The following is a 25,903-nucleotide window of genomic DNA, read 5'->3' on the forward strand; positions in this document are numbered from 1 at the left end:
GGATGGGCACTTTTTCCCGCGCATTGATTAAGGGCGACACTAGCGCAGTCGGAATCATTTCCTTGTGATAATTAAGCGCGGCAAAGTAGAAGGAAGGCGCCATAACGCTTAGTAAAAGGCCGATAAAGCGCAACATGCGGATGATTGACGTATAGAATGGGCGGCTGCTGTAATCTTCGGAACTTTGAATCGCTTCGAAAAACAGATGCGGCACATACAAGGCTACGGGGGTGCCGTCGGTCAAAATGGCGACGCGGCCTTCCATCAAAAGCGCCGAGACCTTGTCGGGCTTTTGCGTATTGCCGATTGTCGGAAAAATTGTACTGGGATGGTCCTCGATAAATTGTTCGATTTGTCCGGAATAATCGATGGAGTCAATGTCGATCGCCAGCAATCGGGACTTTACTTTTGCCACGATTTCCGGCTGGGCGATATCTTTAATATACGCGATAACTGTTTTTGTTCGGCTGTATGTGCCAATCGTCACTTCTTCCAGTTGCAGGGCGGGATGCGGCAGTCTTTGCCGCAGCAGCGCAATATTGATTAGCAGATTTTCCACAAATCCGCTGCGCGGCCCCTTAACGGCAATTTCGGATTGGGGCTCATCAATGGACCGGTGATAGGATTTCTGGGTGTTGATCAAAAAAGCCGTCTTGCACCCGTTCATGAGCAAAAGCGAGTTTCCCCTAAGCACGGAAAGAACGGCTTCCTGCAGTTCAGACACTTCCCGGATGTTTTTGCTGTGAATTTTTTGCCGCACATCGTTTGCCGTCAACGTGCGAAACGGCGCAAACTGGCTGGAGAGCGGCTCAAGAATCGCTTGCGCAATCATCTTTTCATCGCTCAGGCTGCTGATAAAAATGAGGAGGCAATCAATAGCGCCGCGATTTTCGTTTATGGCGATGGAAAAACGGCGAAACGTCGCGTCCGTCGAATGGCCGAGCAGCTCTTTGCAGGCCGATTCGTTATCCGAAAGCTTCGCGGATATCGGATATGTATGACCGGCGTCCTTACTTGGCACATGCTTCACCCCCGCGTTCGGTTATATTTTTTATCGTTTTTGGCATTCCTATACAATTAGTCCGTGAAAGCGATTGCAAAAATTGACAATACTAGACGAAAAAATTTATCGGGATCGGAACAGAAACTGACAAACATAGCAAAATGAATCCAGTATAATTCCAATTGTGTTGATTTTGCGAGAAAAGAGGAGCGGGAATGGGCGGCGAGCAAAAAATACGGCTGGATATTCGCGTGATAGCAAGGCAATTGGGCATTTCGGAAACGAATTTGACCGAGTGGATGAGAGCGCATAAAGGCGAAAGCGCTCCTAAAGATACGGCGTTGCGGGGGGAAGCGGGCGATCTATAAATTCATCATCCGTTCGGCTCTGACGAAAGCAATGAAACGTTTGGCTTCTTCCTTGGACAATTCTTTGCCATCGATCGTAAAGGTGAATTTTTGCAGTATTTCCTCGTCGGAAAGCTCGAGTTGATCGGCAAAATCGCGAATATTTTGCTCAAGAACGGAGTTGGGCGCATTCGTTCGGCCAATGAGAAAGTCGACGGAAACGGAAAAAACGTCGGCAAGTTTTGTCAACGTGGCAAAGTCGGGTTCCCGCCTGCCTTTTTCGTAATGCGACAGAGCGGCTCGAGAAATCCCCAGTTTTTTGGCCAGTTCTTCCTGAGTCCATTTATTTTTGTCCCGTAATGTAGCAATTCGCCTTCCATAATTCATGTTATTTTCCTTCTTTACGCCTTTTTAATACAATAATAAAGGTTTTTTTGTATTTTTCATAGCCTGAAATCGAATTTTAGAATCATTCAAAAAAACCCTTGACATGATACGAAATGTATCATAAAGTAGACAGTGTTTGGGGATACAAAATGTATCAAATTCCGCAGTTGCATTTCACATTGCGCCGGGGGTATCGAATGATCGGCATGCGGCAACATTTGACGCGCCAAAGGAGGAAATTTGTCCGGATTAAAGCTGGCAGCTTGCTTGCGGAAGTGCAAATTCTGCGGGTGGCAAATATTGGCGTCGAGTCGGGAAAAAAGAAAGTCGCCATTGTGGATATAAGTCCGGGGGGGCTGCGTTTCCTGACGGATTTGCTATTCCCGTTGCACGCGGGCATTGCGTTGGGCTTCGATATCCCGTTTCTGAAGCTGAATTTTCGTTTGGCCGGCGTACCGGTGTGGTCAAGGCTCACGGAAAACGTTCGCGAGTACGGCGTATGTTTTGTGCTGACCGGAAGCCAGCAAATCGAGTTGAATCGCCGCATCAACCACTGGATGGAATCCTTGCTGCCGCGGCAGTTGGAAATCCTGCAATTGTACCGGGGAATCGCGGCGGAATATGAAGCTCGTTTCCTGGGCGGCCGGTTTGATCGAAGAATTTAGTATTTTGCAGTCCGATTCCAGAAAACTAACGGAGGTTCACGCATGAGGCGAGTTCGAAAAGCAATTATCCCCGCGGCAGGTCTCGGTACAAGGTTTTTACCGGCGACAAAGGCGATGCCGAAGGAAATGCTGCCGATCATCGACAAACCGACGATCCAGTACATTGTGGAAGAAGCGATCGAAGCGGGGATCGAAGACATTATCATCGTTACGGGAAAAGGAAAACGGGCCATCGAAGACCATTTCGACAGCGCGTTCGAATTGGAATACAGCCTGGAGCGAAAAGGCAAGCTGGAGCTTCTCGAAGAAGTGCGCAAAGCGGCGAATGTCGAGATTCATTACATACGCCAGAAGGAGCCGAAAGGATTGGGGCATGCGATTTGGTGCGCCCGGAGATTTATCGGCGCCGAACCGTTCGCGGTGCTGCTTGGCGACGATATCGTCGATTCGGAAGTTCCGTGCATACGCCAGCTGATGGATCAATTTGCGGAAACGGAGTCGTCGGTCATTGGCGTCCAAACTGTGAAAGAGAGTCAAACAGACCGCTACGGGATTATTGAGCCCTTGAAACAGCGCGGTCGGTTGGTCGAAGTCGCCTCGTTTGTCGAAAAGCCGCCAATCGGCCAAGCTCCGTCAAATTTGGCCATAATCGGCCGTTACGTGCTGACCCCGGATATTTTCGAATTTCTGGATCTGCAAGAGATCGGCGCCGGCGGGGAAATTCAGTTAACCGACGCCATTCAAAAATTGAATCGGCGGAGTCGCGTTTACGCGTATCAATTTGAAGGAGTCCGCTACGACGTGGGGGAAAAACTCGGCTTCATTTTAACCACGCTGGAGTTCGCCTTGAAGAACGAGGATTTGCGCTATCCGCTGGTCCAGGCGTTGGAGGAATTGCTGAGCATGGAACGGGTTATGAAATGGATCGGTTGAATCAGTCCGCCATTTGAAGGAGGCGCGCACGAATTGAAACTTGTATTGTTATCCGGCGGTTCGGGAAAACGGCTCTGGCCGCTATCCAACGATTCGCGCTCCAAGCAATTTTTGCAAGTGTTGAGGAATGAATCCGGAGACATGGAGTCGATGGTGCAGCGGGTTTGGCGGCAATTGCGAAAATGCGGACTGCAGCGGCACGCCGTAATCGCTACCGGCAAAGGGCAGGTTGACATGATTCGCGGCCAGTTGGGCGGCGCAGCCCCGCTTGTGGTCGAGCCGGAGCGCCGCGACACGTTTCCGGCAATTGCTTTGGCGGCGGCATATTTGTACTCGATAGCCGGTGTAAGCTTGCAGGAGACGGTAGTTGTGTTGCCGGTCGATCCGTATGTGGAGGATGCGTTTTTTCTCATGCTGCATGCGCTCGACGAGGCTTTACGGCACAGCAAGGCGGATCTTGCCTTAATCGGCGTAAAGCCGACCCATCCCGCGGAGAAATACGGGTATATTATCCCGAAAAAAGTGAAAAGCGGCGCGGGAACTGCGGGGTATTTGCCGATCCGCATGTTTAAGGAAAAGCCGGATTGCCGGCTGGCTGCGAAACTGATTGCGCAAGGGGCATTATGGAATTGCGGCGTATTTGCTTTTCGGCTTGCGTTTTTGATCAATCATCTGGAACGGCGAGGGATTCCGCTGTCCTTCGAAGCGCTGGCCCGCAAATACGATGCGCTGCCGAAAAACAGTTTTGATTATGAGATCGTGGAAAAAACCGCCGCGCGGATCGTCATTCCGTATGCGGGAACCTGGAAAGATCTTGGCACCTGGAACACGCTGACGGAGGAAATGGAAACCCGCGCGCTTGGCAATGCATGGATCGGCGAAGCGGCGGATAATTCCCATGTCGTCAATGAACTGGGCATTCCCGTGGCCTTGATCGGCATTCGCAATGCGGTGGTCGCCGCAAGCCACGACGGGATTTTGGTCGCCGATAAGGCCTACAGCCATCAGATCAAGACGCTGCTCGGGCATTTCGACCAACGCCCCGTGTACGCGGAATGGATGTGGGGTTCCCGCAAAGTGCTGGATGTGCGCAAATGCGCCGACGGCAGCGAAATGCAAGTGGAACTTGTCAGTGTCAATGCGGGTTGTCGTTTCGGCGACCATGTTCGTCTCAAATACCATGAGACCTGGACGATTTTATCCGGCGAGGGCACGATCATGCTGGACGAGTCCGAATTTCGCGTTAAGCCTGGAGATACATTCTGTATCAAAGCGGGAGTGCGTCATGCGCTGCGGGCGGATACCAGGCTGGAATTAATCGTTGTGCAGCATGGCAACGAATCGGATCGGAACAACCTGGTGGAGCTTATGGATGAATGCCTTTAGGAGGAACGCGATGCGGAGGTGGCTGATTGCCGCTTGGTTTGCCGGCGTATTGGGCATAATCCTGATTTTCGCCGCGATTTTCTATTATTATTTTACGTTGTTACATACGGCTTGAATCGTACGAGGTCTGTGCAATTTTTTACGAAAGGCAGATGTTTGATGATTTTAATAGACGAGCATTTTGTCTATTGCCTGACCTGCAAGCGGACGGTCGCCCGCGAGGAGGCGCAAAACGTATTCCAGACCGGCTTTTATTCGGCTAAATTCAGGCTCGGATTATGCAAGTCGTGCCAGCCGGAAACCGGCGGCGCCCACATGCCGGTGCGGAATGCCGCGGCCGGATCAAATTAGCCTGTTTTGTTGCAAACGGTTTCTGATCGCATCGGCATTTATATCGTCCATTTGATGCGGGCCGTACCTGGCTTGATCGTATAAATCGGCCAGTTCGCCCAGCATGTTGCCGTCGCGCGCAGGATCCGCCAGGTTTTCCTCCACTAATTTTCTCACCGCCACATGGGGCGTGAACGATTCCTTATGGTGAAATCCGTTGGCGATGGCATGCAGAATTAATTCTTTGTATAAAAAGCGTATTTTTTCCCGCGTTGTCGCCGCGTCGCGCCACAATTCCCGCATTTTCCCGCGCCTTAGCAAACGGGGGCGAGCGGGAGAGCGGGATTTTCGTTTGTTTTCCTTGCGCAGCAAGGATATTTTTTCATCCGTGTAACTTGCATCTTCTTCCCGCGACGCAAGCTTAGCTTTTAGAAAATGAAGAAACCGCAGCACAAGCGGCCGAATTGCCCGGGCAAGCTTAACGAGCAAAAACAGCATGGCGGCGCCCGCCGCCGCCATCGCGACGATGCTGATGATTTGCATAAGCAGGCTTTCTTTTCCGGCGCCCTGTGCCGGCGGCAGCGTTGGCGGCGCGATTTCCCGGGGAGCATCGCGGCTTGGAGCCGTTTGCAACAATGCGGTGACAAACAGCAGAACATGCCCGACGCCGGCAACGATCCAGCGCAAGATACGACCAAGTTGGGCATGGCTTGCGGCAACGGCGGCGGCGATTAGAAACAGTGCGGTAAATCCGGCGTTTTTCCGGAATATGTCCGGCCGCACGGCGGAGTTGCGGTTTCCGGACAGCGACGCATGGGCGATTTCCCGCCTGTTCATGAACAGCACGCAAATGATGAACGCCGCCGCCCCCAAGCCGTTGATCAGCGCATGATACGGCCGCATTAGCGGCACAAACGCGTAAACGATGGCCGCCACGAACAGCTGCGCCATACCGGCAATGATCATGGCGTCGGGAAAAAACCGGGGCCAATCGAGCGCATACCGGCGCAGTTCACGATAGAATATGAACGAGCCGATAAGCGCCGCCGCGATACAAGGCAGCCAAAGCGGAAAAAGGAGGAACGCGGCCGCCCCGCCTACCGCCGCGGCAACCGCCAAACGCATCAAGACGTTCTTCGGTTTCCATGCGGCGCGCAGCGCCAAAGCGAGCGGCACGGACAATGCCGTCAGCGCCAAAAACAAACCGACGGGCAAATAAGGTTGAAAAAGGAGCGCGCAGGCGAACAAGAGCGGGAAATATATGAATTGTTCCAGCCAGCCCTGCAGCGTTTTAAGCGCAATCGCGACAACCTCCGCTTTAAGCGTTTCCCGCATCGGTGTCCCTCCCTCCGCTCTCATGCTCGCCAAGCAGCATGACTTCAACCGCATTGCCCAGTTGTTTCAGGGCGCGAATCTGATCGGCGCTTGCTTCGTTCAAATAAGTGGTCATGAACAGGATGTCGGTTTGGGTAGTGCCGCGCTCCCGTTCCTGTTGCAACAGCGTCTCGATCGAACAGCTGCGCACGGTGTCAAGACGCGCGAATGTTTTATGCAAGCGCTCCATATGCGCGTTCCCCGTGCCGGCTTCAATGCGGACAGGCATGCCGGGCGCGGCGGTGTCTTGCCCGTTGCAAACGAAGCCGGTAGCCAACCCCTGGCTGACCGTAAAATGGGCGATGGAAGCGGCATACATTATTCCGCGCTCGATTCGCTCGGGATCAAGCGGCGTTGTTTTTGCTTGCCATTCGGCGTCGACATTCAGATAAAGCAAAAGCCGATGGTCGGCTGTGAAGTCCAGTTGGCGAACGTGCGGCACGTTTGTGCGGGCGAAAGATTTCCAATGCATCATCCGCAACGGATCGCCGCTTTGGTATTCGCGCACGCCCGCGGTTAAAAACGGATCCGGCGCAACAAAACGGCGGGCAAGCACCTCGCCCAGCCAGCTGTGGGAAGGCAGCGGAATTTGCGCAAGCGGCAGAAGCTGCGGATAAACGAACAATTCCGCATCCAGAGGGATCGTTCTGGATTGCCGGCTTAACCCGAACAAATCGCCCACGGTAAGCGATACGGTGGCAAGCCGGTAAACGCCGCGCCGCAAACAGACAATCCGGTGGCGGCGGCGAATCATCGTAAACGGCATTAGCGTGAACAGACTACGGTGATTTTGCCAGATTAAGCCGCGGTTAATATGCAGATTCTCCTGTTTGCCAAACCGCAAATGCGCCGAAATGGAAGCCTCGAGCCTAATCCATGGGACCGGCAGCCATTTGTTGTTTGCGATTTCTTCCACCATTTCGGTTTCGTCTCCGGCGAACACGGCGCGGTCGGCAAACGTGCGGGTATACCGGACGCGCTTTAAACCGAACAGGTGAAAAATGAAAGATTGTAACGCCGTGAAAATAAAGGCGAAGAAAATAAACGATTCCAGCCGCATATCCGTTACCTGTCCGCCGCAATTTGTTCCGTGGGAACGGGGATGCTGTCGATGATCTGGCGCAGCGCGTTTTCCGCCGCGCCGTCTTTTAAGCGGATTTCCGGTTTTAACACCAACCGGTGTGCGAGCACCGGTTCCGCCATCGCGACGATATCGTCCGGCGTCACAAATTCCCGCCCTTTCAATGCGGCAAATATTTGCGCCGCTTTCAACAACGCCTGGCTGCCGCGCGGACTTACGCCCAGCACGATATCGCGGTGGCTCCTTGTTTTTTCGGCAATTGTGAGCAAGTAACGAAGCAGATCGTCGCTCACAAAAATCCTGGCAACTTCCGCCTGGGCGCGGATGATGTCGGTTGCGTGCAGCGCCGGCGCGATTTCGGCAAACGGGTTTTTCTCCTTGAAGCGTTTTAACATCGTCAGGCTTTCCTCGGTAGACGGGTAGCCCATCCTGATTTTAAGCAAAAATCGGTCAAGCTGCGCTTCCGGCAGCGGGAAAGTTCCGTGGCTCTCCACCGGGTTTTGCGTGGCAATGACAAAAAAGGGCTGCTTAAGCGGAAAGGTTTCGCCGTCGATGGTTATTTGCCGTTCTTCCATACATTCGAGCAATACGGATTGAGTCCGCGGCGTCGCGCGATTGATTTCGTCCGCCAATAAAATTTGCGTGAACACCGGGCCCGGCCGAAAAGAAAATTCGCCGGTTTTCGGGTTGTAGGCGTGGATGCCGCCGATATCGGAGGGCAAAAGATCGGGCGTGAACTGGATTCTTTTAAATGAGCAGTCAAGCGATTTGGCCAACGTTTTCGCGAGCAGCGTTTTGCCTGTGCCGGGCACATCTTCCAACAGCGCGTGTCCGGAAGCAAACAACGCCACAAGTAAGCAGTCGATCGCCTGTTCCTTGCCGACAATGACACGCGAAATATTGTCTTTGATGCGCTTTGCCGCCTCATAAATATATGTTGCGTCCATTTCAACCAACCTTTCCGGGTGAAGCGTGGGCTTATTGCAAAAAAGGTGTTTGAGGCTCCCCCCAAACACCGGTAATCGTCACGGTTCCTGGCTTACATCATTGCCGCGGTATTGTTGTAACTGCCTGAAAGATTGTTTTGCACGTGCTTTTCTTTGTCGAGATGTTCAACCGAAGACGATGCCTTGGCTTCCATTTTGCTGGCGCCCTGAAAGACGCCGCCTTCTTCGATGATGAGCGAGTGGGCCGAAGCGTTGCCGATTAAACTGCCTGATGCTGTGATATGCAGCGCCTCTTTGGTGGTGACATTGCCGTTGACCGAACCTGCGATCGTTACGCTTCTGGCTTGAATATTGGATCTGGCGACGCCGTTTTCGCCGATAATGACGTCGCCCAAACATTCGATATCCCCAATAATCTGCCCTTCGATCCGCAAACTTGCCTGCGATTTGATTTTCCCTTCGAAAACGGTGCCGGAGCCGATCACCGTATCCGTCGAATTCGGATCGATAACCGGATTTTTTTTCTTGAACATGAACGGTTCATTCCTTTCCAGGCGGGTGTGTATACGGGAGCGGATTTACAATGACGCCGTTTTTAAATACCGTGTAGTGCAAATGCGGTCCTGTGCTCCTCCCGGTGGAGCCGAGGCGTCCGATGGTTGCCCCTTTCTTCACCTTTTGGCCTGCCTTGACCAGTATTTTGTTCAGATGCTGATATCTTGTCTTTATACCGTTTTCGTGCTTCACGACAATATACCGGCCCAAATAGGAATCGTACCCCGTATAATCCACAACCCCATCGGCCGTTACGTAGACGGGGTCGTTGAGATTGCCGCCGATATCAATCCCGTCGTGGACGCCCCATCTGCCGGTAAACGGATCTTCCCTGTAGCCGTATCCCGAAGTGATTTCGCGCGATACCGTCGGCCACATGGACGGCGTAACTTTCAGCAGATATTCGTAGGCTTGTATTTGTTTTTTCGCGTCGGTAAAGCTGGACATCAAATGGTCCATGTTGGCGCTCAACGTCTGCAAATCAAGGTGGGTGCTGGCGATCAATTTTTGCATTTCGTCCTCGTCAAGCTGCTCGGTCAGCCCGCCTTTGCCCCCGCTCGATTGTTCGTTATTCGCAGAGGCGATTTTCACCGGCAATTGCTTTTCCTTGTCCATATCAATCTTGGCGATTGCCTTGATCTCTTCTTCGAGCTTGTTCAGTTCCGCCATCTTCGCTTTCATTTTCTCGGTCTGCTGCGACAATTCGATCAAATCGCTTTGCAGTTTGCCGATCGTGTCGTCTTTCGTGCTGATCGTTTCATTGTAAATGGTTTTATTTTTTTCCAATTCCGCTGTGAGCAGAAGTTTTGCTTTTGCGTTATGCATCGCAATGAAGTATATGGACAATGAAAGCGCGATCATCGCGATGATCAGCGCCGCCACGAGATAAAGCGCGAAGTTGGTGAAGCGAAAACGCATGACCGAGCGGCTTGCGTCCGGAATCACCATAAACGTAAACCGCCGCGGTTTCAATTTTTTCAGACTCCAATTGATTCTCATAAGTCCCCCTCTATCTATCGTCCAATGCAGGTTGGCACTTTATGGGAATTGATCTGGAAATATAACGTATATTTATAATTCGCCGCGTTTTGGCAAATACCTTCAAGCAAAAAAGAAAAAATTGCGACTTATGCTCGCTTTTTTGCAGAGGGCAAGATGAAAACTTTTCCGCTCAATATTGACAATGATAATCATTATCATTTATGATCCAAGTAGAAAACGTTCAATTGACCTTTTGCGGAAGGGATTGTCAAAGATGGACAATACAAAAATTGCGAGCATGCCGGGCCATTGGCTGCTGGCGAAATTGGGAAAGCGGGTGCTAAGACCCGGAGGGATTGAACTGACGAAACGAATGTTGAACGGCTTGAACATCACCAATCAGGATCATGTCGTGGAATTCGCGCCCGGCATGGGGATTACGGCAAGGATGACGTTGGACCGCAATCCGCTAACATACACGGCGATTGAACGGGATGAACAAGCGGCCAGGCGGGTTTCCGGGTTGCTTAATGGGGATTCCCGCAAATGCGTGTTTGCCGATGCCGCGAAAACCGGCCTTCCTGATCAATCGGCAACCGTATTATACGGGGAAGCAATGCTGACGATGCAGTCGCCCCGATTAAAAAAGGAAATAATCCGCGAAGCGTACAGGGTGCTGCAACAGGGCGGCAAATACGGTGTTCATGAATTGTGTCTCATGCCCGACCGGATCGAGCCGGAACTGAAAAAGAAAATTTGCCGCGAGTTATCGGAATCGATTCGTGTCAACGCGGCGCCGCTGACGATTGAAGAATGGCAACAGGTGTTTGCAGAACAGGGCTTTACCGTTGTTGCCACATTCACCGCACCGATGCATTTGCTTAAATTCAAACGCATGATCGAAGATGAGGGGTGGCTGCGCGTGCTTAGGATATCCTTTAACCTGATCCGCAGCCGCGCCGCATACAAAAGGGTCCTCGGCATGATGAGGGTATTCAACAAATATAAAGGCCAACTTGGCGCCGTCAGCTTTATTTTGCAGAAAAAATAGCGGAAATGATGATCAATTGGGAAACCGTATATACCCCGAAAAAACGGGTTGAGAGCGCAAATCCAGGTGCTTGCGCTTTTAATCCGTTTTTGCTTGTTTTAAAAAGATACAGCATTCCGTGTGAAGCAAACCGGCCCCTGTAAAACCCTATAAAGGCAAAAATGCCGATATAGCGCCCCATGCGAGGTGAGTCGGCCCTTATAACGGCAAAAATGTCGGTATATCGTTGGTATATCGCCCCACGCATGCGGGAAATCCTCCGGTATAAAAGAAGGAAAAACCGTTTATCTGATCTTATGTCGGAAAAACTCCCGTATAAATTCGCCGTTTTTCAGCTATTAGCGGTTTCCGGAGAATTATGCGGGAGGTTTTCCTGCTTAATTTCATTTTTGCGTAAAATTGCCGAAAATAACGGGAGGTTTTCCCGCATAAGGTTGAGGCGCACCCATTCATCCGGTTACCGATAGCGGATCGGACGCAACGCGAAAGCAATAATTTTGCAATCTGGCGCGGCATAAGGAGGAATTTGTAAAACAAAGTCGAATCCAGATAGTAATATAATTGTATGCAGCCAATTTTTAACGTTTGTTTGTACATTGGGAAGGGGAGTTGATTTGTGAAATTAGCGGGTATCGATGTAGGGAACGACAGCGTGAAAGTATACAGCGACGGCATGTCTCAACCGGTGATTATACCGAATATTATTGCGCCCGGATTTGAACGAGTGGTTTTGCAAGAAGAGGACTCGCCGATTAAAGCTTTGGATGTGGTCATCCATAGCCCGGCGCTTTCCCGGAACAATATGCGGTATTTTGTCGGCCAGCTGGCTGTGGAGAACGAAGACAATTTTGAATTGGAAGAATCGGACAACAAGGCCGAGTCCGACCAGTCGCTGATTGTCGCGCTTACGGCGCTCGCATACAGCGGTTTGGCGGGTCAATCCGCGTACGGAAATGTTGATGAACTGGAATTTATTTTGGGCACCGGGCTGCCGGTACGCACATACGCCAACTTCCATAAAAAGTTTGAGGAAAGATTGGTCGGCGAGCACGAGATTACGTTTTTGTCGACGCCAAATTTGCGCAACCGGAAAGTCAAGCTCGTCATTCGCAGCGCGATGGTATCCATCGAAGGCGCGGCGGCTATTTACAATTTGGCGACGGACAACAACCTGCAGCCGAAAGACGAGGAACTCTATTACGGATGCATCGGCGTTTGTGAAATCGGCGCTTTGACAACGGATTTTCCGGTGGTAAAAAGGCTGGCCATCGACAACCAGTTCAGTTACGGGGAGCAGTTTGGCCTGGCGGATTACCTCGACGGCATCATTCGCGAAGTGGAAGACAATTTCAACTATTCGTTCCCGAGCAGGGCAAAGCTGGTGCAAAGAATTAAGGCGCGTGATTTTTCCGTCCAGCTGATCGGTGAAGGCAAGGCTGATATCAAGCCGATCGTCGATACCTATTTTTCGCGGGCGGCAATGAAAATCGTCGATTTCATTAAAAAGCGGTGGAAAAAGTACCCGGACATTCAATGCTTCTATGTCATCGGCGGCGGCGCCACGGCGCTCAAACCATATATTCTGGAAGCCGCCGGACCGATCAGGCTGCGCTTTGTCGAGGACAGTGAGCTGCAAAATGTGTACGGATACTATAAAGTCGCCAAGTTCCGCTTGAATCAGATGCAAAACGCGAACGGAACGGAATAACGCGGCACAGCGGCGACCGCGGTCATTAGTGGCCCCTTACCGAGGCGACTTCCATATAGGTTGTCCAAGCGGCCAAAATCCAGGCTGCGAGATATACGGCGCCGCTTGTGCTGCCGATGAACGCCCAATCTTTGCCGAGCCAGTTGCCGATTATGACTGCGGCGGCGGCAAGAGCCAGGGAAAGATGCGTCAGGCGCATCCACCTTTTGGTTGAGAACCGCTTATGCGATACGCCACCCGAATCGTCCGGCGCCTGATCGGGGAGATGGCGCGTGGGCGGGCGCCGTTTTCCGGCAATGAGAAGCATTAGGATTAACGGAATTTGCAGTCCCAAAGCAATCACGACCGCGCTGTAATTGGCGAAAGCGAACAATTCGTTGGCGCCGGAAAAGGCCGGTATCGTTGAAACAAGCAGAAACCATGCGGCCGCTTTGTTAAGCGGCTGGTAGTCTTTTTTGGGAGTAAAGCCGGCTAAACCGTGCAAAAAAGCCAGGTAAAAGCAAATAATTTTCAGCGTATAGATCGGTATCCAGATGCTGAACACAAAGATGTCCAACCGGTCGAGAAAATCGGTGATATGGATTTGTTGAATCAGCGCGAAATTCGGATATATCGTCTTTGCGGCGATACCGCTTCCGAGTATGGCGATGTTCATCGCGGCCAAAAAGGTGAGAAACAGCCCGGATAGGGCGATTCCGTGGCGCAGGGAAGCGGACAGCTTTTTCGGAACGTTCAGCGTGTGCAAGAAAGCGCCGACCACAAAAACATCCGCATACCATCCGGCGGTGATGAAATTGGCATTGGCCAAAGAACGCGGACTGATGGTCAAAACCGGCTCCAAAAGCGTAAAATCCATTTCATTCAGCAAGAAGAACGGCAATAAAATCAACAAAGAGATAAACAACGGGAAAATGAGGTCGACTACCCGCGCCGGCACTTCGATGCTCGAATTGCCATATTGCATCAGGATCGCGATAAAAATAAGCAAAATCATTTCAACCGGCGTGTTGGGCAACAGCGTCGAGCGGATGATCTGATACAACCCGGTTAAATCGCGGGCCAAAATCAGCCAAATGTAAAACAGGATCAGGCCATTGGCGACGCCGCCTATTCGGTTGCCGAAAAGGTCGTTGAAGATGGCAAAGATGTTTTTGCCGGGAAACCGACGGGCCAAAAATACAAAGACCGCCGCCACAAAAAAACTGTACGCCGCGGGCAGCAATTGGGAGAACCACGCGTCGGACCGCGCAACGCCGTATAAGGAATGGGGGAGGCTGATGATGCCCCCGCCGATTAAAATCGTCCCGACAATCCAGGCCATTTGCCGATGGTTCAACTTCTGGTGCGAATCCAAGCTTGCCACTCCTTTCAAATGCCCAGCAGCGATTTTACAAACGGGCTGACATAGTTGGAAAAGAATACGGTTGGCATGGGAAGATCCATGCGCATGATCTGCGGAATCAATAGCCCGGCGACGAGCGCGTACAACACGACGTTGCCGTAAATAACGGCCCTCCCCGCACTTCGCCAATGTTTGCTATCCAGCAATATGGAGGCAATGATGCCGCAGATTACGATGCCGACAAAGATGCCGTTCATGTTGGCCGCTCCTTTTCCGCGATGTTGTTGGTGACCAGACCGACGCTGCGGATCTTGACCGCCGCGCTGACCGACAATGTCGTTTGGGCGAACGCTTCGTCCCATTTTGGCGCCAAATTTTCCTGCCAGATGCGCGGGTATTTGCGCGATATTCTTTGCCCGATAGCCGCGCTGTCGACTTTTTCCCGGATCATTTCGGAAAATGCGGTTTCAATATTTTTGCGAATCATCTTCGCAAAGTCCCTCTCCAGGCTTTGGATGCTCTGTGGATCGGACAAATCCTCGTTGTTCCAGTCTTCCAAAACATCGGCTTCCGCTTTGACGCGAACGTCAAGATGCACGTGACCGCCAACGATGATCGGGTTGACGGTGGAACTGCCGCGCCTCATGACGAGGGTGAGACCTTCCTTTTTTACGCCTTCCATGGTGACGGTTTGCATCTGGGGTTTGCTTAGCAGCCACTGCAACCCGTTCGCTTTATCATGTTGCCACAGTCCAACCATCTTGCCTTCCCGGAACTGCGCATAACCGGCAAATTCGATTTCCGGCGATGGCTCTTCGGCTTTTTGCGGCTTTTTCAATTCCATGTAAACCGCGATGGCGTCGGAACCATTTAGACTGATGGATTGCGCGATCGCTTTTAAATTCAGGGGGATAACGCTTTTGGCTTTGGCGATTTCTCTGATGGCCTCACCGGAGAAGCGTTCAAACTTTGGCTGAATGTTCAGCAATTCATATGCTTTGCCCGCGGACACGACGAGATACGAGGTCAGCCGGTTTTCCGGCATCCGGGACACCTCGTCGAACAGGGGGACAATCCCTTTTTTGCGGGCCAGTTGTTCGCTGACGACAAATACGCGGCGATGGGAAAAAAACAGTTTGCGGGACATCCGCGACTGAATTTTGTTGACCGCTTCCCGCATTGTTTTGCCCGTGTCGGAGTCGACATAATAGCTTTTATTTCCGCTGGTGCCGCCGCCGCCTCCGGTTTGACCGCCCATTTGCCCCGGCAGCGCGACCTGAACGGATACGCGATACGTGTTATCGCCGGCCAAATCGATCCCGGTGGCCATGACAATGGCGATGTCGTTGATTTCCGTTCTGTCCCAGCATCCTGATAAGATGGCCGGCAAGAAGGCAAGCAGCAAAAAGGCAACCGGTTTGCGCGGCAAAACATTTTTCGCGTGTATCGTTCTGATTCGCTTCCATCCTTTCAGCCCGCCGCCCTTTTGTCGGCTGTCATTGTTCGGGCGCATCGTTTACATCCGCTCCTTCGGGTTTTTCGACTCTTTCCCGTTCATGGCTGACATTCGCGCCGGTTTGTCCGTTTTGCGCCAAAATATCTTTTTGCATGTCCATATTCATGCGCCGCCCGTCTCTGACCGGCATGTATTGCGGTCGCGTGTCCAGCAACGGCCAGGGCGCCCGGATCAGAATGTCCTTCAAATCTCCCGCCGACATCGGCCCGGCCGGCGACAAATAGGGGACGCCAAATGAGCGCAGGCCCGCCATATGCCCGAGAATGAGCATGATGCCGATTAAAATGCCGTACATGCCGAAAATCGCGGCGGCAATCATTAATGGAAAACGCAGCATGCGAATGGCGATTGCGCCGTTGAAGCGGGGAATGGTGAAGGAGGCGATGCCCGTTACGGCTACCACAATGACCATTGGAGCGGACACGATGCCCGCTTCGACCGCGGCTTGGCCGACAACGAGCGCGCCCAGGATGCTGACCGCTTGCCCCACCGCTTTTGGCAGCCGGATGCCTGCTTCCCGCAACGCTTCGAACGTAATTTCCATAATAAACGCCTCCACCACGGCGGGAAACGGGATCGCTTCGCGAGCCGCCGCAATGCTGAGCAGCAAACTGGTCGGAATCAACTCTTGATGAAACGTGGTAATCGCAATATAAAATGCCGGAGTAACTAGCGCCAACAGCAAAAAAACGTAGCGCAAAAAGCGAATCAATGTGCCCATCTGAAAACGTTCGTAGTAATCTTCACTTGCCTGCATCAAATGCCAGAATACGGTCGGAACGATCAGCACAAACGGCGTTCCGTCCACAAATACGGCAACCCGGCCTTGCAAAAGCGCGGAAGCGACGATATCCGGGCGCTCGGTGTACTGGATTTGCGGAAACGGTGAATAAATGCTGTCCTCGATCAATTCCTCGATGTACCCGCTGTCGAGAATGCCATCGATTTTCAGCTTCTGCAGGCGCCCTTCCACTTCCGCGACAATCCTCGGATCGCATACGCCCTCCAGGTAGGAGATGACAATATTCGTATTGGTATGCGTGCCGAGCGTGAACGGCTTCGTTTTCAAACGGGGCGTTTTCAGTTTGCGCCGCAGCAGCGATGTGTTTACGCGCAAGTTTTCAATAAATCCTTCGCGCGGGCCGCGGACGACCGCTTCCGTTTCCGGCTCGGAAATCGAGCGCGTTTTCGGGCCGCGGATGCCGAGCAAAAGCGCCTGATCGTTTCCTTCCACGATAATGCCGGTATCGCCGCCCAATACGGAGATGAGAAAATCGCCATAGTTGTCGGTAATTTGCATTTGCGAAACGGGAAGGGCGGCATTGCTCAAAGTCTGGATGTCTTTGCTGCCGCCTTCGAACACCATTATGGATTGCAGGGCTTCATTTACCCATCCGGTATTGACCAAACCGTCGACAAAGACCGCCAAAGCGGGGATGTTCGGTTTGATTTCAAATTCGCGAATGACGCAATCGGAGCAGTCTTTAAACAAGGCGCGAATAAACTGCTTATTGTGATTCATGTCCGGCTTGATCGTCAATTCTTTTAATTCATTGAGAAACTGGTAGTCCAGGTCGTTCAGTTTGTTTTGCTGCTCTTGTTCCTTCCGCTGTTTTTTTTTCTGTCTGTTCTTGGTATACACTGCATATCTCCCTTGTCATAATGAATACTGAATCTGCGGGATTGGTCCGCGCCTTTTAAGGCGAGTCGGTTTCGTACCTGAGGGAGTGAACGGATGATCTGGTTAATCGCTGTTTTGTTCGTGCAGTTGGCGGAAACCGTTTTTGTCATGTTTGCGGAGTACCGCAATCCGGCCAAAACGGCGGCCTGGCTGTTGATAATATTTATGTTTCCTTTAATCGGCTTTGTTATGTACTTTTTTTTGGGAGAGCGGTATCGGCACGGTTCCAAAGCGGGAGGGCGGTATCGGCACGTTTCCAAAACGGGAAAGCCGCTATGGTTGCGACAACAAACCGGGAAACCGGGAGCAGTCGGCGCGGACGTCGAAGCTGCAGCAAGGGCAGCGGGCGAAGCGGTGATCGAGGCGGCGGATGAAGCGATGGGCGAAGCAGCGGGCAAAGCGACGGGCAAAGCGGTGGTCGTAACGGTGCGCAGACCCGAGGCCGTTATCCGTTATGGCCAATTGTTTCCGGAGTCGCCTATCACGTACGGCAACCGAACCAAAGTGCTGACGAACGGAGAGGAAACGTTCGCGGCGATTTTGGCGGCGATCGAATCCGCCTGCGCGTATATTTTTGTAGAGTATTACACGTTGCGCGATGACGAGATCGGACGGGTGTTCCAACGCGCCCTGATCAAAAAAGCGCGGCAAGGGCTGGATATCCGCGTCATCTATGACGGAGTCGGCAGCTATAAATTGCCGAAAAGATATGTGCGCGAACTGGCGGATGCCGGAATTCGCTGCCACCCTTTTCTGCCGCTTTTGTCGTCGCTTTTCACCAAGCGGATCAATTACCGCAATCACCGCAAAATTGTCGTGGTGGACGGCGCTATCGGTTTTTTGGGCGGCATCAATGTCGGCGATGAATACATGGGCAAAAACAAGCAATTGGGTTTTTGGCGCGATACGCATTTGCAAATTACGGGGAATGCCGTGCGAGATTTGCAGCGAACGTTTGCCGCCGATTGGCGGCTTGCCTGCGGGGAAAAGCTTGCCAGCGGAGACGAGATTGCCGGTGGAGAGGAGTTCGCCGGTGGGAGTGAGATAGCCGTTGAGGGCAAGCTAACCGGCGGAGATGAGATTACCGGCGGGGTCAATCTTATGGCGACGAACGCGGAGTTTTCGCAAAGAATTGCGGAAGGCGGCGAATATGGCGAATATATTCAAATCATTGCTTCGGGGCCGGATCAGCGCGGAGAGCGGATGATCAAGCTGTTTTTTGCCATGATCACCGGCGCGAATGAACGTTTGTGGCTGACTACGCCCTATTTTATTCCCGATCCGTCGATAGTAACGGCATTGAAATTGGCGGCCGCAAAGGGCGTGGACATCAAGGTGGTCATTCCGGGAAAGCCGGACACCCGGCTTGTGCATTGGGCTTCATTATCTTATGTGCTGGAATTGCTCGCCGCCGGAGTGGAATTTTACGAGTATCAGAAAGGGTTCATCCACTCGAAAGTATTGATTGCGGACGGCACGATGGCTACCGTGGGTTCGGCAAATTTGGACATGCGCAGCTTTTACTGCAATTTCGAGTTGAATGCGGTATTGTTCGATCGCGCGGTCATCTCGCGGTTGGAGCGGGACTTCGCCAACGATTTGCAAGACAGCCAAGCGATGTGTGCGGAAAATTTCGCCGGGCGGCCCAAAAGCCAGCAGCTCAAGGAAATGGCGGCGCGCATGTTGTCGCCGCTGCTTTAGGCTCCATGCGCCAGGTCTAATCCTACCGCCATTAGGCGGTCAACTTCCAGCATTTGCTTTTAGTAAACGTTAGCCTCCCTGCCAAACGCAAAACGAGTGGACCGCCTCCCCGCACAATGCCAAAACGGGTAGATTATCTCCCCGCACGCCGCTAAATCGGGGGGATTACTTCCCTGCACGCTGCTAAATCGGGTAGGATTGCCTCCTTGCGCAACGCAAAAACAGGTGGATCGACTTCCTCGCCTTCCCGCACTGCGCAAAAACGTGAGCTCCCTCCCCGCGTATCGCGAGCGTTACCCCTACACAATCCTCCCCACGCAACGCTAACGGACGTAGCAGAGGCTATTTGCCGAAAATAGGCTGTGCAAAAATTTTAACGAACGCCACAGCGGCTATTCTCCGTTTTTTTACCCGAATACTGCACAAAACGCTATAATAAGCGCGCCTACGTCCGTTAAACTTGAAATCCGGGCGTAAAACCCAAAATAGCCTCTGTCACGTCCGTTAGAACTGAAAGCCCATTAGAAGCTGTAAACCGGCATACAGACCGAGAGTCCGTCGGCAAGCTTTAGGTGGCTTTAGCCGGTTGCCGTTTAGTTTCTATACGTCGAGGCTAGACTTGCCCGTCCGCCTGTTCGCCCGTCTGTGTATTTGCAGCCAGCCGGTTTCCGTCGGTTAACCCGTCTGCAGCTTTTCAGCCAACCTGCTCCCACCGGTTACCCGTTCGCCATCCTTCTTGCTTGTACCCGCCGGTAACCTGTATGTCTGTCAGTTTGTTCCCGGCGGGCAACTTCCGGCAGCGCGTAGCATTGCGTGCGCGTGTTGGCGCTATGGGCTACGCCATAACGGCAAAAATGCCGATATAGCGCTCTCCGCGAAGCGAATCGGCGCTTATAACGGCAATAATGCCGATATAGCGCTCTCCGTGAAGCGAATCGGAGCCTATAACGGCAAAAATGCTGATATAGCGCTCTCCGCGAAGCGAATCGGCGCCAATAACGGCAAAAATGCCGATATGCCAAGCTCGGCTTCAGCGTTCAAGCCGCTCCAGTATATGGTCGAGCACTTGCGGCGGGGTTTTCGCGAGCAAATCGCCTTTTTGCCGCAAGCGCTCTTTGATGTTGCCGAGGTGAAAATCGCGGGGGTGAAAGCCCGCCTCCACCTCGCTCCACTCCAGCGGCGTGGAAACAGGCGCACCGGGGCGCGCGCGCGGCGTATAGGGGGCGGATAATGTTTTGCCGCGCCAGTGCTGCAAATAATCGATGTATATCAACTCGCCGCGTTTTTTCGTGGCCCGCTCCACCGTAAACAGCCGGGGATGCTTCGCCGCCAAAAACTCGCCGATCAGTTTGCCAAGCTTGCGTAGTTCTTCGAACGTATAGCCGCGGCGAATCGGCGTAACGATCTGCATGCCTGTTGCCCCGGATGTTTTCGGGATGCTCGCAATGCCCAATTTGTCCAACAATTCGCCGACGATCAGGGCTGCCTGGGGCAGACGGCGCTCTTCCTCGCGCGACGGGTCGATGTCGATGATCCATTCCAACGGCAAATCATTGCCAATGCCATGCAATGACGGGTGAAATTCGATGCATGCGAGGTTGCCGAGCCAGATCAGCGCGGCGGCGGAGTCAAGATTAACATAGCGGATTTTGTCCAGTTGGACGGTATGAATAAAGCCGGGAAAAGGTTCAGGGCAATTTTTTTGGTAAAACGCTTGCCCGCCAATTCCATCCGGAAAGCGGATCGTCGTTAGGTAGCGGCCTTTTGTATAGGGCAAAAGATAGGGAGATAATTCGGCCAAATGCCGCACATAATCGAGTTTCGTAATGCCTTCCTCGGGCCAAAGCATTTTATCCGGATTCGTAATGGTAATTTCATGGCCTTCGATACGGACCGAAACCGCGGAGGCGGAAATCGCGGACATGGGCGTTCCCTCGCTTTTGCGTAAATTTACAAATCGATCGATCGCAATTTCGGATGCCTTAGCCCGCCGGAATCCGTGCGTTCAAGTGCGCTAACCGTACAAGCGAGCGGCTGTTCAAACCAAACAACGCGCTCCCGCCGCAGTTCCGCCGGCAATGGCCGAAACGGAGGGGCTTGCGCCAATGTTCGCCCGCCGGTATCGAAGGCGATTCCCCGGGCGATTTTGCTTTTGATCGCTTCCGTTACTCCGCCGGATACCTTCCCCAGATACGCGCCGTTTTCCGCCAGCACCAAACTGGCGATGCCGCCTTCGCGCAGCAATGCTCCAACGGCCGCGCAAGCTACGGTAAGGCTGATTTTCTTCTTGAACCAATCGGCGTGCCGCTTGCCTGATCGATATGGGGAAGACAGCTTTTTGCTGACGACGCCTTCCCACCCCCGCTCGCTTACCCAATCCCATAACGCCGCGCCATTGGCGAAGAAATCGACGACCAGCACATTGCCCGTTTGTTGCGGCAAACTTTTTTTCAGCAGGCGGTGGCGCTCTTCGCAAGGCAGCGGGCGAATGTCCCGACCGTTCAAAACAAGCAGGTCAAAAACGGCATAGGTAACGCCAGGCGGCTTCGCACCCGCATTGCGCGCAACGCCGGACATGCGCTCCCGCTGCAAAATTTTGGCGAAATCCGGCTTTTGCTTCTCCGGATCGAAAATGACCGCCTCGCCGTCCAGCACGCCGGAAAAACCAAGCGACGCCAATGCCGCGGCAAGCTCCGGGTAAACCGCGTTTTTAGGCAACATATTGCGGGAAAAAAGCCGCACTTCCTGACGCCGAACGCCTGCCAACAGGCGCACCCCGTCCCATTTCAACTGGTATGCCCAATCGGGGCCTAAGGGAAGCTCGTCATGCAAAATCGGCGTCATTGGCTCAAAGGGGAAAATGGTCCATGGCGCATGCTCAAGTGTCGCCGTACGCGGATGATCTTCCATAAGCTAAAGGCTCGCCTTTTTGCGGCCGCGCCTGCCGCCTGCGGCGACGGGCTCTTTTGCCGGGGCGGTTTTAGCGCCTGTCGCAGCGTTCGCCACAGCGCCCGCCGCAGCGTTCGTCGCAGAACTTGCCGCGGGGCGCACGGAATTCGCCGCAGAGCTTGCCGCGGGGTTTGTCTCATCGCCGGGGTCGGTTTTGACCATTTCCAGACTTGCCTGCAGCGCGCTCATCAAATCGATCACGTTCGGACGTTTTGCCTCCGGCGCCACGGTGATTTCTTCGCCGGCCACCTTTTTCGCGATTGCCGCGAGCATTTGTTCCCGCTTGTCGTCTTTGTATTTTTCCGGCTCAAACGCGGTCGTCAATTGGTCGATCAACATCAGCGCCAGCTGCAATTCCTTTTCGTTTAATGTCGGTTGCTGCGGGAGATTCGGGACCTGGCTGACCGGGCGGATTTCATCCGGATAAAGGCACGTTTCCAGAGCGATGCAGTTTTCAATGACGCGTATCGCGGCAAGGCTGCTTTTGGAGCGAATGAAAATTTTCGCGATTCCGATTTTTTGGCTTTGCTGCAACGCCCGCATCAGGAGCGAGTAGGCGTTCGCGCCCGTTTCGCCGGGAGCAAGGTAATACGTTTTTTGAAAATAGATCGGGTCAATGTCCGCCAATCGCACGAAATCAATGATGCGAATCTCTTTATTGGCCTCGCCGGCAAATTGTTCGAGCTCTTCTTTGGCAAATGTCACGAATTTGCCTTTCTCGTATTCGTAGCCTTTGACAATATCGTCGAAGGCCACCTCCTCGTGGCAAACCGGGCAGCTTTTGGCGTATATAATCGGGCTGCCGCATTTTTGGTGAATCTGGCGAAACGAGATGTCTTTGTCCTCGGTGGCCGAGAACATTTTGACCGGGACGTTGACAAGTCCGAAACTGATCGCGCCTTTCCAAACCGTATGCATGCGCCTGCCTCCTTTTCTCATGACCGAATCAATCGCCCATTTAGTGTATGCCTTGCGGTGGGGTTTTATGGCGGGAAGAAGCTGGACGCGGCAAACCGCGCATGCTCTGTCAAGAGTTGGGCAACATAGAGATGTTAAAAAAGAACAGCACAAGGCGGTGAGGCCACATGGCAAACAAGCAGGACGCCACACACGGCGAAAAAGAAGATATTTTCAATGATGTGGACCGCATGGTGAATGAAGGGCTGGGCGGCGGCAATGTAACAATCAACAACGGCTATATCGGCGATTCGACCACCGACACGATGGGGGAGACCGACTCGATGTTGGACCCGAAAGTAAAACAGGGAAAAAAAGCGGGTAGCCCGGTGAATAAGGAACTATGAACATAGAACGAGCCAAAGAAATTTTGCATGCAACCGAGACGATCGATGTGCAGCTCAACGGACAATCCGTCTGGATCGAAAGCGTCAACCCGGATAAGACCGTAAATGTCCGCCTGATGGAAAGCGGCTCGCCGCAAAAAAAGGTGCTTCCGGATGAATTGCAGGAAATGTAAAAAGGCATCGGCACGCAGCCCAGGACAAGGAGCGATTCGCGAGGATCGCTCCTAAGTTTTTTCTCGCAGGAAGTGATTTTCCGTGCAAATTTCGGTGGCGATCTCGGCGGTCCGCTTGCCAGCCGCTTCATACAAGCACTATAATGAAGCAGACGAAGGAGATGAGCCGCATGGACGCTCCGTTTTGTGAAGCGGATTCGTACCGGTACAAAGCTTGCGATGAACAGGCTACGGAAAAGCTGGCCAGGGAAGTCGCGAAACGTTTGCCTCCGGGCGCCGTCATTGCTTTGGATGGCGACCTTGGCGCGGGCAAAACGCGCTTTACGAGTGCTTTGGCGCGAGAAATGGGAATTGAAAAAACGGTGAACAGTCCCACTTTTACGCTTATTAAAGAGTATGAGGACGGACGCTTGCCGCTTTTTCATATGGATGTGTACCGGATCAGCGAAGACGAAGCTTCCGCGCTTGGGCTTGACGATTATTTTTTCGGCGAAGGCGTTACGGTGGTGGAATGGGCAAGCCGGATCAGGGACTTGCTTCCGGATGAGCGCCTGGCCATCTATATAGAAAACGGCGGCGGCAACTTGCGCGTCTTTTATCTTCATCCTCTCGGGGAACAGTATGAAGCAATATGCCAGGAACTTGACGCATTGGGGTTATTCGCATGAACAAAAAGCAACGGCACGATCCGCCGGATTTATGGCTGGCGCTGGATACTTCCACGCCTTCCATGACCATCGCATTGTTTCAAAAGGACAGGCTATTAGCCGAGAGCACTTCGCTTTCGGAACGCAACCATTCGATTCGCCTCGTGCCCGCGATCAGGGAACTACTGGGTTCGCAGGGCATGACGGCGGCGGATTTGCGCGGCATTTGCGCCGGGGTTGGGCCGGGCTCGTATACCGGGGTCAGAATCGGCGTGACGGCGGCAAAAACGATCGCCTGGACAAGATCGCTGCCGTTGGTTGGCGTATCGAGCCTGGAAACGCTGGCTTACGGTGGATTGATCGCGGATGGCGGCGGCAGCGCCCAAAGTGGCGCATGGGTAATCCCGATGATCGACGCCCGCAGAGGATATGCATATACGGCGGTTTACGGTTACGATTGCGGCGAGGCAGGCTGGCATAGTCTGCACAAAGACGGCATTCGCCCGTTGGAGCAATGGTTGCATGAATTGTTTGGCGGTGCTGAAAATATTCCGGGAAAAGTGCTGTTTGTCGGCGATACGGCGGCATTTTTACCGATACTTCACCAACTTGCGGAAAAGGGACTGCCGATCGGCATCTCGCGGCAGGCGCTTTCGGCCGAATACGGGGGAGCGATCGCCTTGCGCAAATGGATTCAGGGAGAAACGGAAGCACCGCATCATTTTAACCCGAATTATACGCAACTTGCCGAGGCGGAGAAAAAGCTGCTGGGCGTGCGGAAATAGGGGGGCCCCTATGGAACAAGCGAGCCGATTGCAAGATGATGGCGTTATTTTTCGCTCTATGCGGTTGGAAGATATTCCGGCCATTTGCCGGATTGAAGCCGAAGCGTTTGCGACGCCATGGACGGCGCCGGCGTTTCGGAACGAGTTGCTGTACAACCATTTCGCCAAGTATTTGGTCGTGGAAATGTACGGGAACATTATCGGATATGGCGGCATGTGGGTCATTATTGATGAGGCGCATGTAACGAATATCGCCATCGCCAGCGAATATCGCGGCAAAAAATTGGGAGAGCGGCTGCTTGCGCGGCTGCAGCAAGTCGCAATTTCCGCCGGAGCAACCAAGATGACGCTGGAAGTGCGCGTGTCGAACCGGATAGCGCAAAATCTCTACAAAAAAATGGGGTTTTATCCATCGGGATTGCGGCGCAACTATTATTCGGACAATCATGAGGATGCGCTGATCATGTGGGCGGATTTGGCGAACCGGGGCTGATGGCAGGAAAGTGGGCAATATGCTGATGAAGGAAAAAGGAGTTATGGCGAAAAACGAAACAGGCAAACCGGTGCGCATTTTGGCGGTGGAAACAAGCTGCGATGAAACTTCGGCCGCAATCGTCGAAGATGGCGCGCGGATTTTATCCAACGTCGTTTCCAGCCAGATTGACGTACACCGCAAATTCGGCGGAGTGGTGCCGGAGATTGCGTCGCGCAGGCATGTGGAAACGGTCACGACGATCATCGAGCTCGCGCTGGAACAAGCGGGAGTGACGCCGGATGAGCTGTCCGCGGTTGCGGTGACGCAGGGGCCGGGGCTTGTCGGATCGCTCTTGGTCGGTATGATTGCCGCCAAGGCTTTCGCCTTCGCGGCCGATTTGCCGTTTATCGGGGTTCACCACATCGCCGGGCACATCTATGCGAACAAACTGGTGCATGAACTGGAATTTCCGTTGATGGCGCTTGTTGTTTCCGGCGGGCATACGGAGTTGATCGCCATGGAGGCGCCTGACCGGTTCCGCATTATCGGGCAGACGCGGGACGACGCCGTTGGGGAAGCGTA

The 25,903-nt window shown here is 53.0% G+C and carries 28 protein-coding genes; 14 read left to right on the plus strand and 14 right to left on the minus strand.

All coding sequences use genetic code 11. The features are described 5' to 3' along the window. On the minus strand, positions 1–1,021 hold a 1,021-nt coding region (locus tag VF260_11220; protein ID HEX7057744.1), incomplete at its 3' end, for a spore germination protein. Positions 1,022–1,218: 197 nt separating this feature from the next. Between VF260_11220 and VF260_11225 the strand changes: the two genes are divergently transcribed. Continuing rightward, positions 1,219–1,371, plus strand: coding sequence for a hypothetical protein (locus VF260_11225; protein HEX7057745.1), 153 nt, complete (start codon positions 1,219–1,221; stop codon positions 1,369–1,371). On the opposite strand, the gene VF260_11230 is transcribed toward VF260_11225, so the two are convergent. Then, positions 1,366–1,737: a helix-turn-helix transcriptional regulator gene (locus tag VF260_11230; GenBank protein HEX7057746.1), complete on the minus strand. Its 372-nt coding sequence runs from the start codon at positions 1,735–1,737 to the stop codon at positions 1,366–1,368. The two genes, VF260_11225 and VF260_11230, sit on opposite strands and share 6 nt — an antisense overlap. Positions 1,738–1,886: 149 nt before the next feature. On the opposite strand from VF260_11230, the gene VF260_11235 reads away from it, so the two are divergent. The 4 genes from VF260_11235 to VF260_11250 all read left to right on the plus strand — a co-directional run bounded on the left by VF260_11235 (position 1,887) and on the right by VF260_11250 (position 5,072). Next, a complete protein-coding gene (locus VF260_11235; GenBank protein ID HEX7057747.1) occupies positions 1,887–2,402 on the plus strand; it encodes a PilZ domain-containing protein in 516 nt (171 codons plus the stop codon). 42 nt (positions 2,403–2,444) lie between these two features. Further along, positions 2,445–3,335: a UTP--glucose-1-phosphate uridylyltransferase GalU gene (gene galU / locus VF260_11240; GenBank protein HEX7057748.1), complete on the plus strand. Its 891-nt coding sequence runs from the start codon at positions 2,445–2,447 to the stop codon at positions 3,333–3,335. A gap of 33 nt (positions 3,336–3,368) precedes the next feature. Further along, positions 3,369–4,721 carry a sugar phosphate nucleotidyltransferase gene (locus VF260_11245; GenBank protein HEX7057749.1) on the plus strand — a complete coding sequence of 451 codons (1,353 nt, stop codon included), beginning with the start codon at positions 3,369–3,371 and terminating at the stop codon, positions 4,719–4,721. A gap of 159 nt (positions 4,722–4,880) precedes the next feature. Continuing rightward, positions 4,881–5,072 (plus strand): hypothetical protein, encoded by a 192-nt coding sequence (locus VF260_11250; protein HEX7057750.1) that lies wholly within the window; start codon positions 4,881–4,883, stop codon positions 5,070–5,072. Here the strand turns inward: VF260_11250 and VF260_11255 are convergent. The 5 genes from VF260_11255 to VF260_11275 all read right to left on the minus strand — a co-directional run bounded on the left by VF260_11255 (position 5,064) and on the right by VF260_11275 (position 10,007). Then, a complete protein-coding gene (locus VF260_11255) occupies positions 5,064–6,386 on the minus strand; it encodes a DUF4129 domain-containing protein (GenBank protein HEX7057751.1) in 1,323 nt (440 codons plus the stop codon). The two genes, VF260_11250 and VF260_11255, sit on opposite strands and share 9 nt — an antisense overlap. Continuing rightward, on the minus strand, positions 6,370–7,485 hold the full coding sequence (locus tag VF260_11260) for a DUF58 domain-containing protein (protein ID HEX7057752.1): 1,116 nt from the start codon (positions 7,483–7,485) through the stop codon (positions 6,370–6,372). Before VF260_11260 ends, VF260_11255 begins: the two co-directional genes overlap by 17 nt. Before the next feature lie 5 nt (positions 7,486–7,490). Beyond that, positions 7,491–8,453 carry a MoxR family ATPase gene (locus tag VF260_11265; protein ID HEX7057753.1) on the minus strand — a complete coding sequence of 321 codons (963 nt, stop codon included), beginning with the start codon at positions 8,451–8,453 and terminating at the stop codon, positions 7,491–7,493. A gap of 92 nt (positions 8,454–8,545) precedes the next feature. Next, positions 8,546–8,986, minus strand: coding sequence for a polymer-forming cytoskeletal protein (locus VF260_11270; protein HEX7057754.1), 441 nt, complete (start codon positions 8,984–8,986; stop codon positions 8,546–8,548). A 7-nt stretch (positions 8,987–8,993) separates the two neighbouring features. After that, the gene (locus tag VF260_11275) at positions 8,994–10,007 is read right to left on the minus strand and encodes a M23 family metallopeptidase (protein HEX7057755.1); all 1,014 of its coding nucleotides are present in this window, start codon (positions 10,005–10,007) and stop codon (positions 8,994–8,996) included. A gap of 256 nt (positions 10,008–10,263) precedes the next feature. Between VF260_11275 and VF260_11280 the strand changes: the two genes are divergently transcribed. Together VF260_11280 and VF260_11285 are read left to right on the plus strand one after the other, a co-directional pair. After that, positions 10,264–11,040: a methyltransferase domain-containing protein gene (locus tag VF260_11280; protein ID HEX7057756.1), complete on the plus strand. Its 777-nt coding sequence runs from the start codon at positions 10,264–10,266 to the stop codon at positions 11,038–11,040. Positions 11,041–11,656: 616 nt separating this feature from the next. Further along, positions 11,657–12,748 (plus strand): ParM/StbA family protein, encoded by a 1,092-nt coding sequence (locus tag VF260_11285; GenBank protein HEX7057757.1) that lies wholly within the window; start codon positions 11,657–11,659, stop codon positions 12,746–12,748. A 25-nt stretch (positions 12,749–12,773) separates the two neighbouring features. Here the strand turns inward: VF260_11285 and VF260_11290 are convergent, their stop codons facing one another. The 4 genes from VF260_11290 to VF260_11305 are packed head-to-tail and all read right to left on the minus strand — an operon-like array spanning position 12,774 to position 17,128. Then, a complete protein-coding gene (locus VF260_11290; GenBank protein ID HEX7057758.1) occupies positions 12,774–14,102 on the minus strand; it encodes an endospore germination permease in 1,329 nt (442 codons plus the stop codon). Positions 14,103–14,116: 14 nt separating this feature from the next. Next, complete coding sequence (locus VF260_11295) at positions 14,117–14,347, minus strand: hypothetical protein (protein ID HEX7057759.1); 231 nt, start codon at positions 14,345–14,347, stop codon at positions 14,117–14,119. Then, the gene (locus VF260_11300) at positions 14,344–15,603 is read right to left on the minus strand and encodes a Ger(x)C family spore germination protein (protein HEX7057760.1); all 1,260 of its coding nucleotides are present in this window, start codon (positions 15,601–15,603) and stop codon (positions 14,344–14,346) included. The genes VF260_11295 and VF260_11300 overlap by 4 nt, the downstream gene beginning before the upstream one ends. Then, positions 15,587–17,128 (minus strand): spore germination protein, encoded by a 1,542-nt coding sequence (locus VF260_11305; GenBank protein HEX7057761.1) that lies wholly within the window; start codon positions 17,126–17,128, stop codon positions 15,587–15,589. The genes VF260_11300 and VF260_11305 overlap by 17 nt, the downstream gene beginning before the upstream one ends. A 213-nt stretch (positions 17,129–17,341) precedes the next feature. Here VF260_11305 and VF260_11310 point away from each other — a divergent pair, with 213 nt between their 5' ends. Beyond that, complete coding sequence (locus VF260_11310) at positions 17,342–18,988, plus strand: phospholipase D-like domain-containing protein (protein ID HEX7057762.1); 1,647 nt, start codon at positions 17,342–17,344, stop codon at positions 18,986–18,988. Between the two features lie 1,030 nt (positions 18,989–20,018). Here the strand turns inward: VF260_11310 and ligD are convergent. Genes ligD through VF260_11325 form a run of 3 tightly spaced genes read right to left on the minus strand, consistent with a single transcriptional unit; the run spans position 20,019 to position 22,855 of the window. After that, positions 20,019–20,912, minus strand: coding sequence for a non-homologous end-joining DNA ligase (ligD, locus tag VF260_11315; protein HEX7057763.1), 894 nt, complete (start codon positions 20,910–20,912; stop codon positions 20,019–20,021). Between the two features lie 26 nt (positions 20,913–20,938). After that, positions 20,939–21,898 (minus strand): DNA ligase, encoded by a 960-nt coding sequence (locus tag VF260_11320; protein HEX7057764.1) that lies wholly within the window; start codon positions 21,896–21,898, stop codon positions 20,939–20,941. 3 nt (positions 21,899–21,901) lie between these two features. Continuing rightward, positions 21,902–22,855, minus strand: a complete 954-nt coding sequence (locus tag VF260_11325; GenBank protein HEX7057765.1) for a Ku protein — start codon at positions 22,853–22,855, stop codon at positions 21,902–21,904. Positions 22,856–23,022: 167 nt separating this feature from the next. On the opposite strand from VF260_11325, the gene VF260_11330 reads away from it, so the two are divergent. The 6 genes from VF260_11330 to VF260_11355 form a co-directional block, all read left to right on the plus strand. Next, on the plus strand, positions 23,023–23,241 hold the full coding sequence (locus tag VF260_11330) for a hypothetical protein (GenBank protein HEX7057766.1): 219 nt from the start codon (positions 23,023–23,025) through the stop codon (positions 23,239–23,241). Beyond that, positions 23,238–23,414: a small, acid-soluble spore protein, H family gene (locus VF260_11335; GenBank protein ID HEX7057767.1), complete on the plus strand. Its 177-nt coding sequence runs from the start codon at positions 23,238–23,240 to the stop codon at positions 23,412–23,414. Before VF260_11330 ends, VF260_11335 begins: the two co-directional genes overlap by 4 nt. Before the next feature lie 170 nt (positions 23,415–23,584). Further along, positions 23,585–24,082, plus strand: a complete 498-nt coding sequence (gene tsaE / locus VF260_11340) for a tRNA (adenosine(37)-N6)-threonylcarbamoyltransferase complex ATPase subunit type 1 TsaE (protein ID HEX7057768.1) — start codon at positions 23,585–23,587, stop codon at positions 24,080–24,082. Next, positions 24,079–24,846 (plus strand): tRNA (adenosine(37)-N6)-threonylcarbamoyltransferase complex dimerization subunit type 1 TsaB, encoded by a 768-nt coding sequence (tsaB, locus tag VF260_11345; protein HEX7057769.1) that lies wholly within the window; start codon positions 24,079–24,081, stop codon positions 24,844–24,846. The genes tsaE and tsaB overlap by 4 nt, the downstream gene beginning before the upstream one ends. A gap of 10 nt (positions 24,847–24,856) precedes the next feature. Next, positions 24,857–25,339, plus strand: a complete 483-nt coding sequence (gene rimI, locus VF260_11350; GenBank protein ID HEX7057770.1) for a ribosomal protein S18-alanine N-acetyltransferase — start codon at positions 24,857–24,859, stop codon at positions 25,337–25,339. Between the two features lie 43 nt (positions 25,340–25,382). After that, on the plus strand, positions 25,383–25,903 hold a 521-nt coding region (locus tag VF260_11355), incomplete at its 3' end, for a tRNA (adenosine(37)-N6)-threonylcarbamoyltransferase complex transferase subunit TsaD (protein ID HEX7057771.1).

It is taken from the genome of Bacilli bacterium (assembly GCA_036381315.1).
GTDB lineage: Bacteria > Bacillota > Bacilli > Paenibacillales > KCTC-25726 > DASVDB01.

Bases quoted from the DNA above. Each gene is read 5' to 3' on its own strand.
- VF260_11260 (HEX7057752.1), bottom strand. From the start codon at position 7,485: ATGCGGCTGGAATCGTTTATTTTCTTCGCCTTTATTTTCACGGCGTTA.
- VF260_11270 (HEX7057754.1), bottom strand. From the start codon at position 8,986: ATGTTCAAGAAAAAAAATCCGGTTATCGATCCGAATTCGACGGATACG.
- VF260_11335 (HEX7057767.1), top strand. From the start codon at position 23,238: ATGAACATAGAACGAGCCAAAGAAATTTTGCATGCAACCGAGACGATC.
- tsaB (HEX7057769.1), top strand. From the start codon at position 24,079: ATGAACAAAAAGCAACGGCACGATCCGCCGGATTTATGGCTGGCGCTG.
- VF260_11310 (HEX7057762.1), top strand. From the start codon at position 17,342: ATGATCTGGTTAATCGCTGTTTTGTTCGTGCAGTTGGCGGAAACCGTT.
- galU (HEX7057748.1), top strand. From the start codon at position 2,445: ATGAGGCGAGTTCGAAAAGCAATTATCCCCGCGGCAGGTCTCGGTACA.
- ligD (HEX7057763.1), bottom strand. From the start codon at position 20,912: ATGTCCGCGATTTCCGCCTCCGCGGTTTCGGTCCGTATCGAAGGCCAT.
- VF260_11275 (HEX7057755.1), bottom strand. From the start codon at position 10,007: ATGAGAATCAATTGGAGTCTGAAAAAATTGAAACCGCGGCGGTTTACG.
- VF260_11225 (HEX7057745.1), top strand. From the start codon at position 1,219: ATGGGCGGCGAGCAAAAAATACGGCTGGATATTCGCGTGATAGCAAGG.
- VF260_11330 (HEX7057766.1), top strand. From the start codon at position 23,023: ATGGCAAACAAGCAGGACGCCACACACGGCGAAAAAGAAGATATTTTC.
- VF260_11255 (HEX7057751.1), bottom strand. From the start codon at position 6,386: ATGCGGGAAACGCTTAAAGCGGAGGTTGTCGCGATTGCGCTTAAAACG.
- tsaE (HEX7057768.1), top strand. From the start codon at position 23,585: ATGGACGCTCCGTTTTGTGAAGCGGATTCGTACCGGTACAAAGCTTGC.
- rimI (HEX7057770.1), top strand. From the start codon at position 24,857: ATGGAACAAGCGAGCCGATTGCAAGATGATGGCGTTATTTTTCGCTCT.
- VF260_11305 (HEX7057761.1), bottom strand. From the start codon at position 17,128: ATGAATCACAATAAGCAGTTTATTCGCGCCTTGTTTAAAGACTGCTCC.
- VF260_11300 (HEX7057760.1), bottom strand. From the start codon at position 15,603: ATGCGCCCGAACAATGACAGCCGACAAAAGGGCGGCGGGCTGAAAGGA.
- VF260_11280 (HEX7057756.1), top strand. From the start codon at position 10,264: ATGGACAATACAAAAATTGCGAGCATGCCGGGCCATTGGCTGCTGGCG.
- VF260_11250 (HEX7057750.1), top strand. From the start codon at position 4,881: ATGATTTTAATAGACGAGCATTTTGTCTATTGCCTGACCTGCAAGCGG.
- VF260_11265 (HEX7057753.1), bottom strand. From the start codon at position 8,453: ATGGACGCAACATATATTTATGAGGCGGCAAAGCGCATCAAAGACAAT.
- VF260_11320 (HEX7057764.1), bottom strand. From the start codon at position 21,898: ATGGAAGATCATCCGCGTACGGCGACACTTGAGCATGCGCCATGGACC.
- VF260_11295 (HEX7057759.1), bottom strand. From the start codon at position 14,347: ATGAACGGCATCTTTGTCGGCATCGTAATCTGCGGCATCATTGCCTCC.
- VF260_11325 (HEX7057765.1), bottom strand. From the start codon at position 22,855: ATGCATACGGTTTGGAAAGGCGCGATCAGTTTCGGACTTGTCAACGTC.
- VF260_11235 (HEX7057747.1), top strand. From the start codon at position 1,887: ATGTATCAAATTCCGCAGTTGCATTTCACATTGCGCCGGGGGTATCGA.
- VF260_11230 (HEX7057746.1), bottom strand. From the start codon at position 1,737: ATGAATTATGGAAGGCGAATTGCTACATTACGGGACAAAAATAAATGG.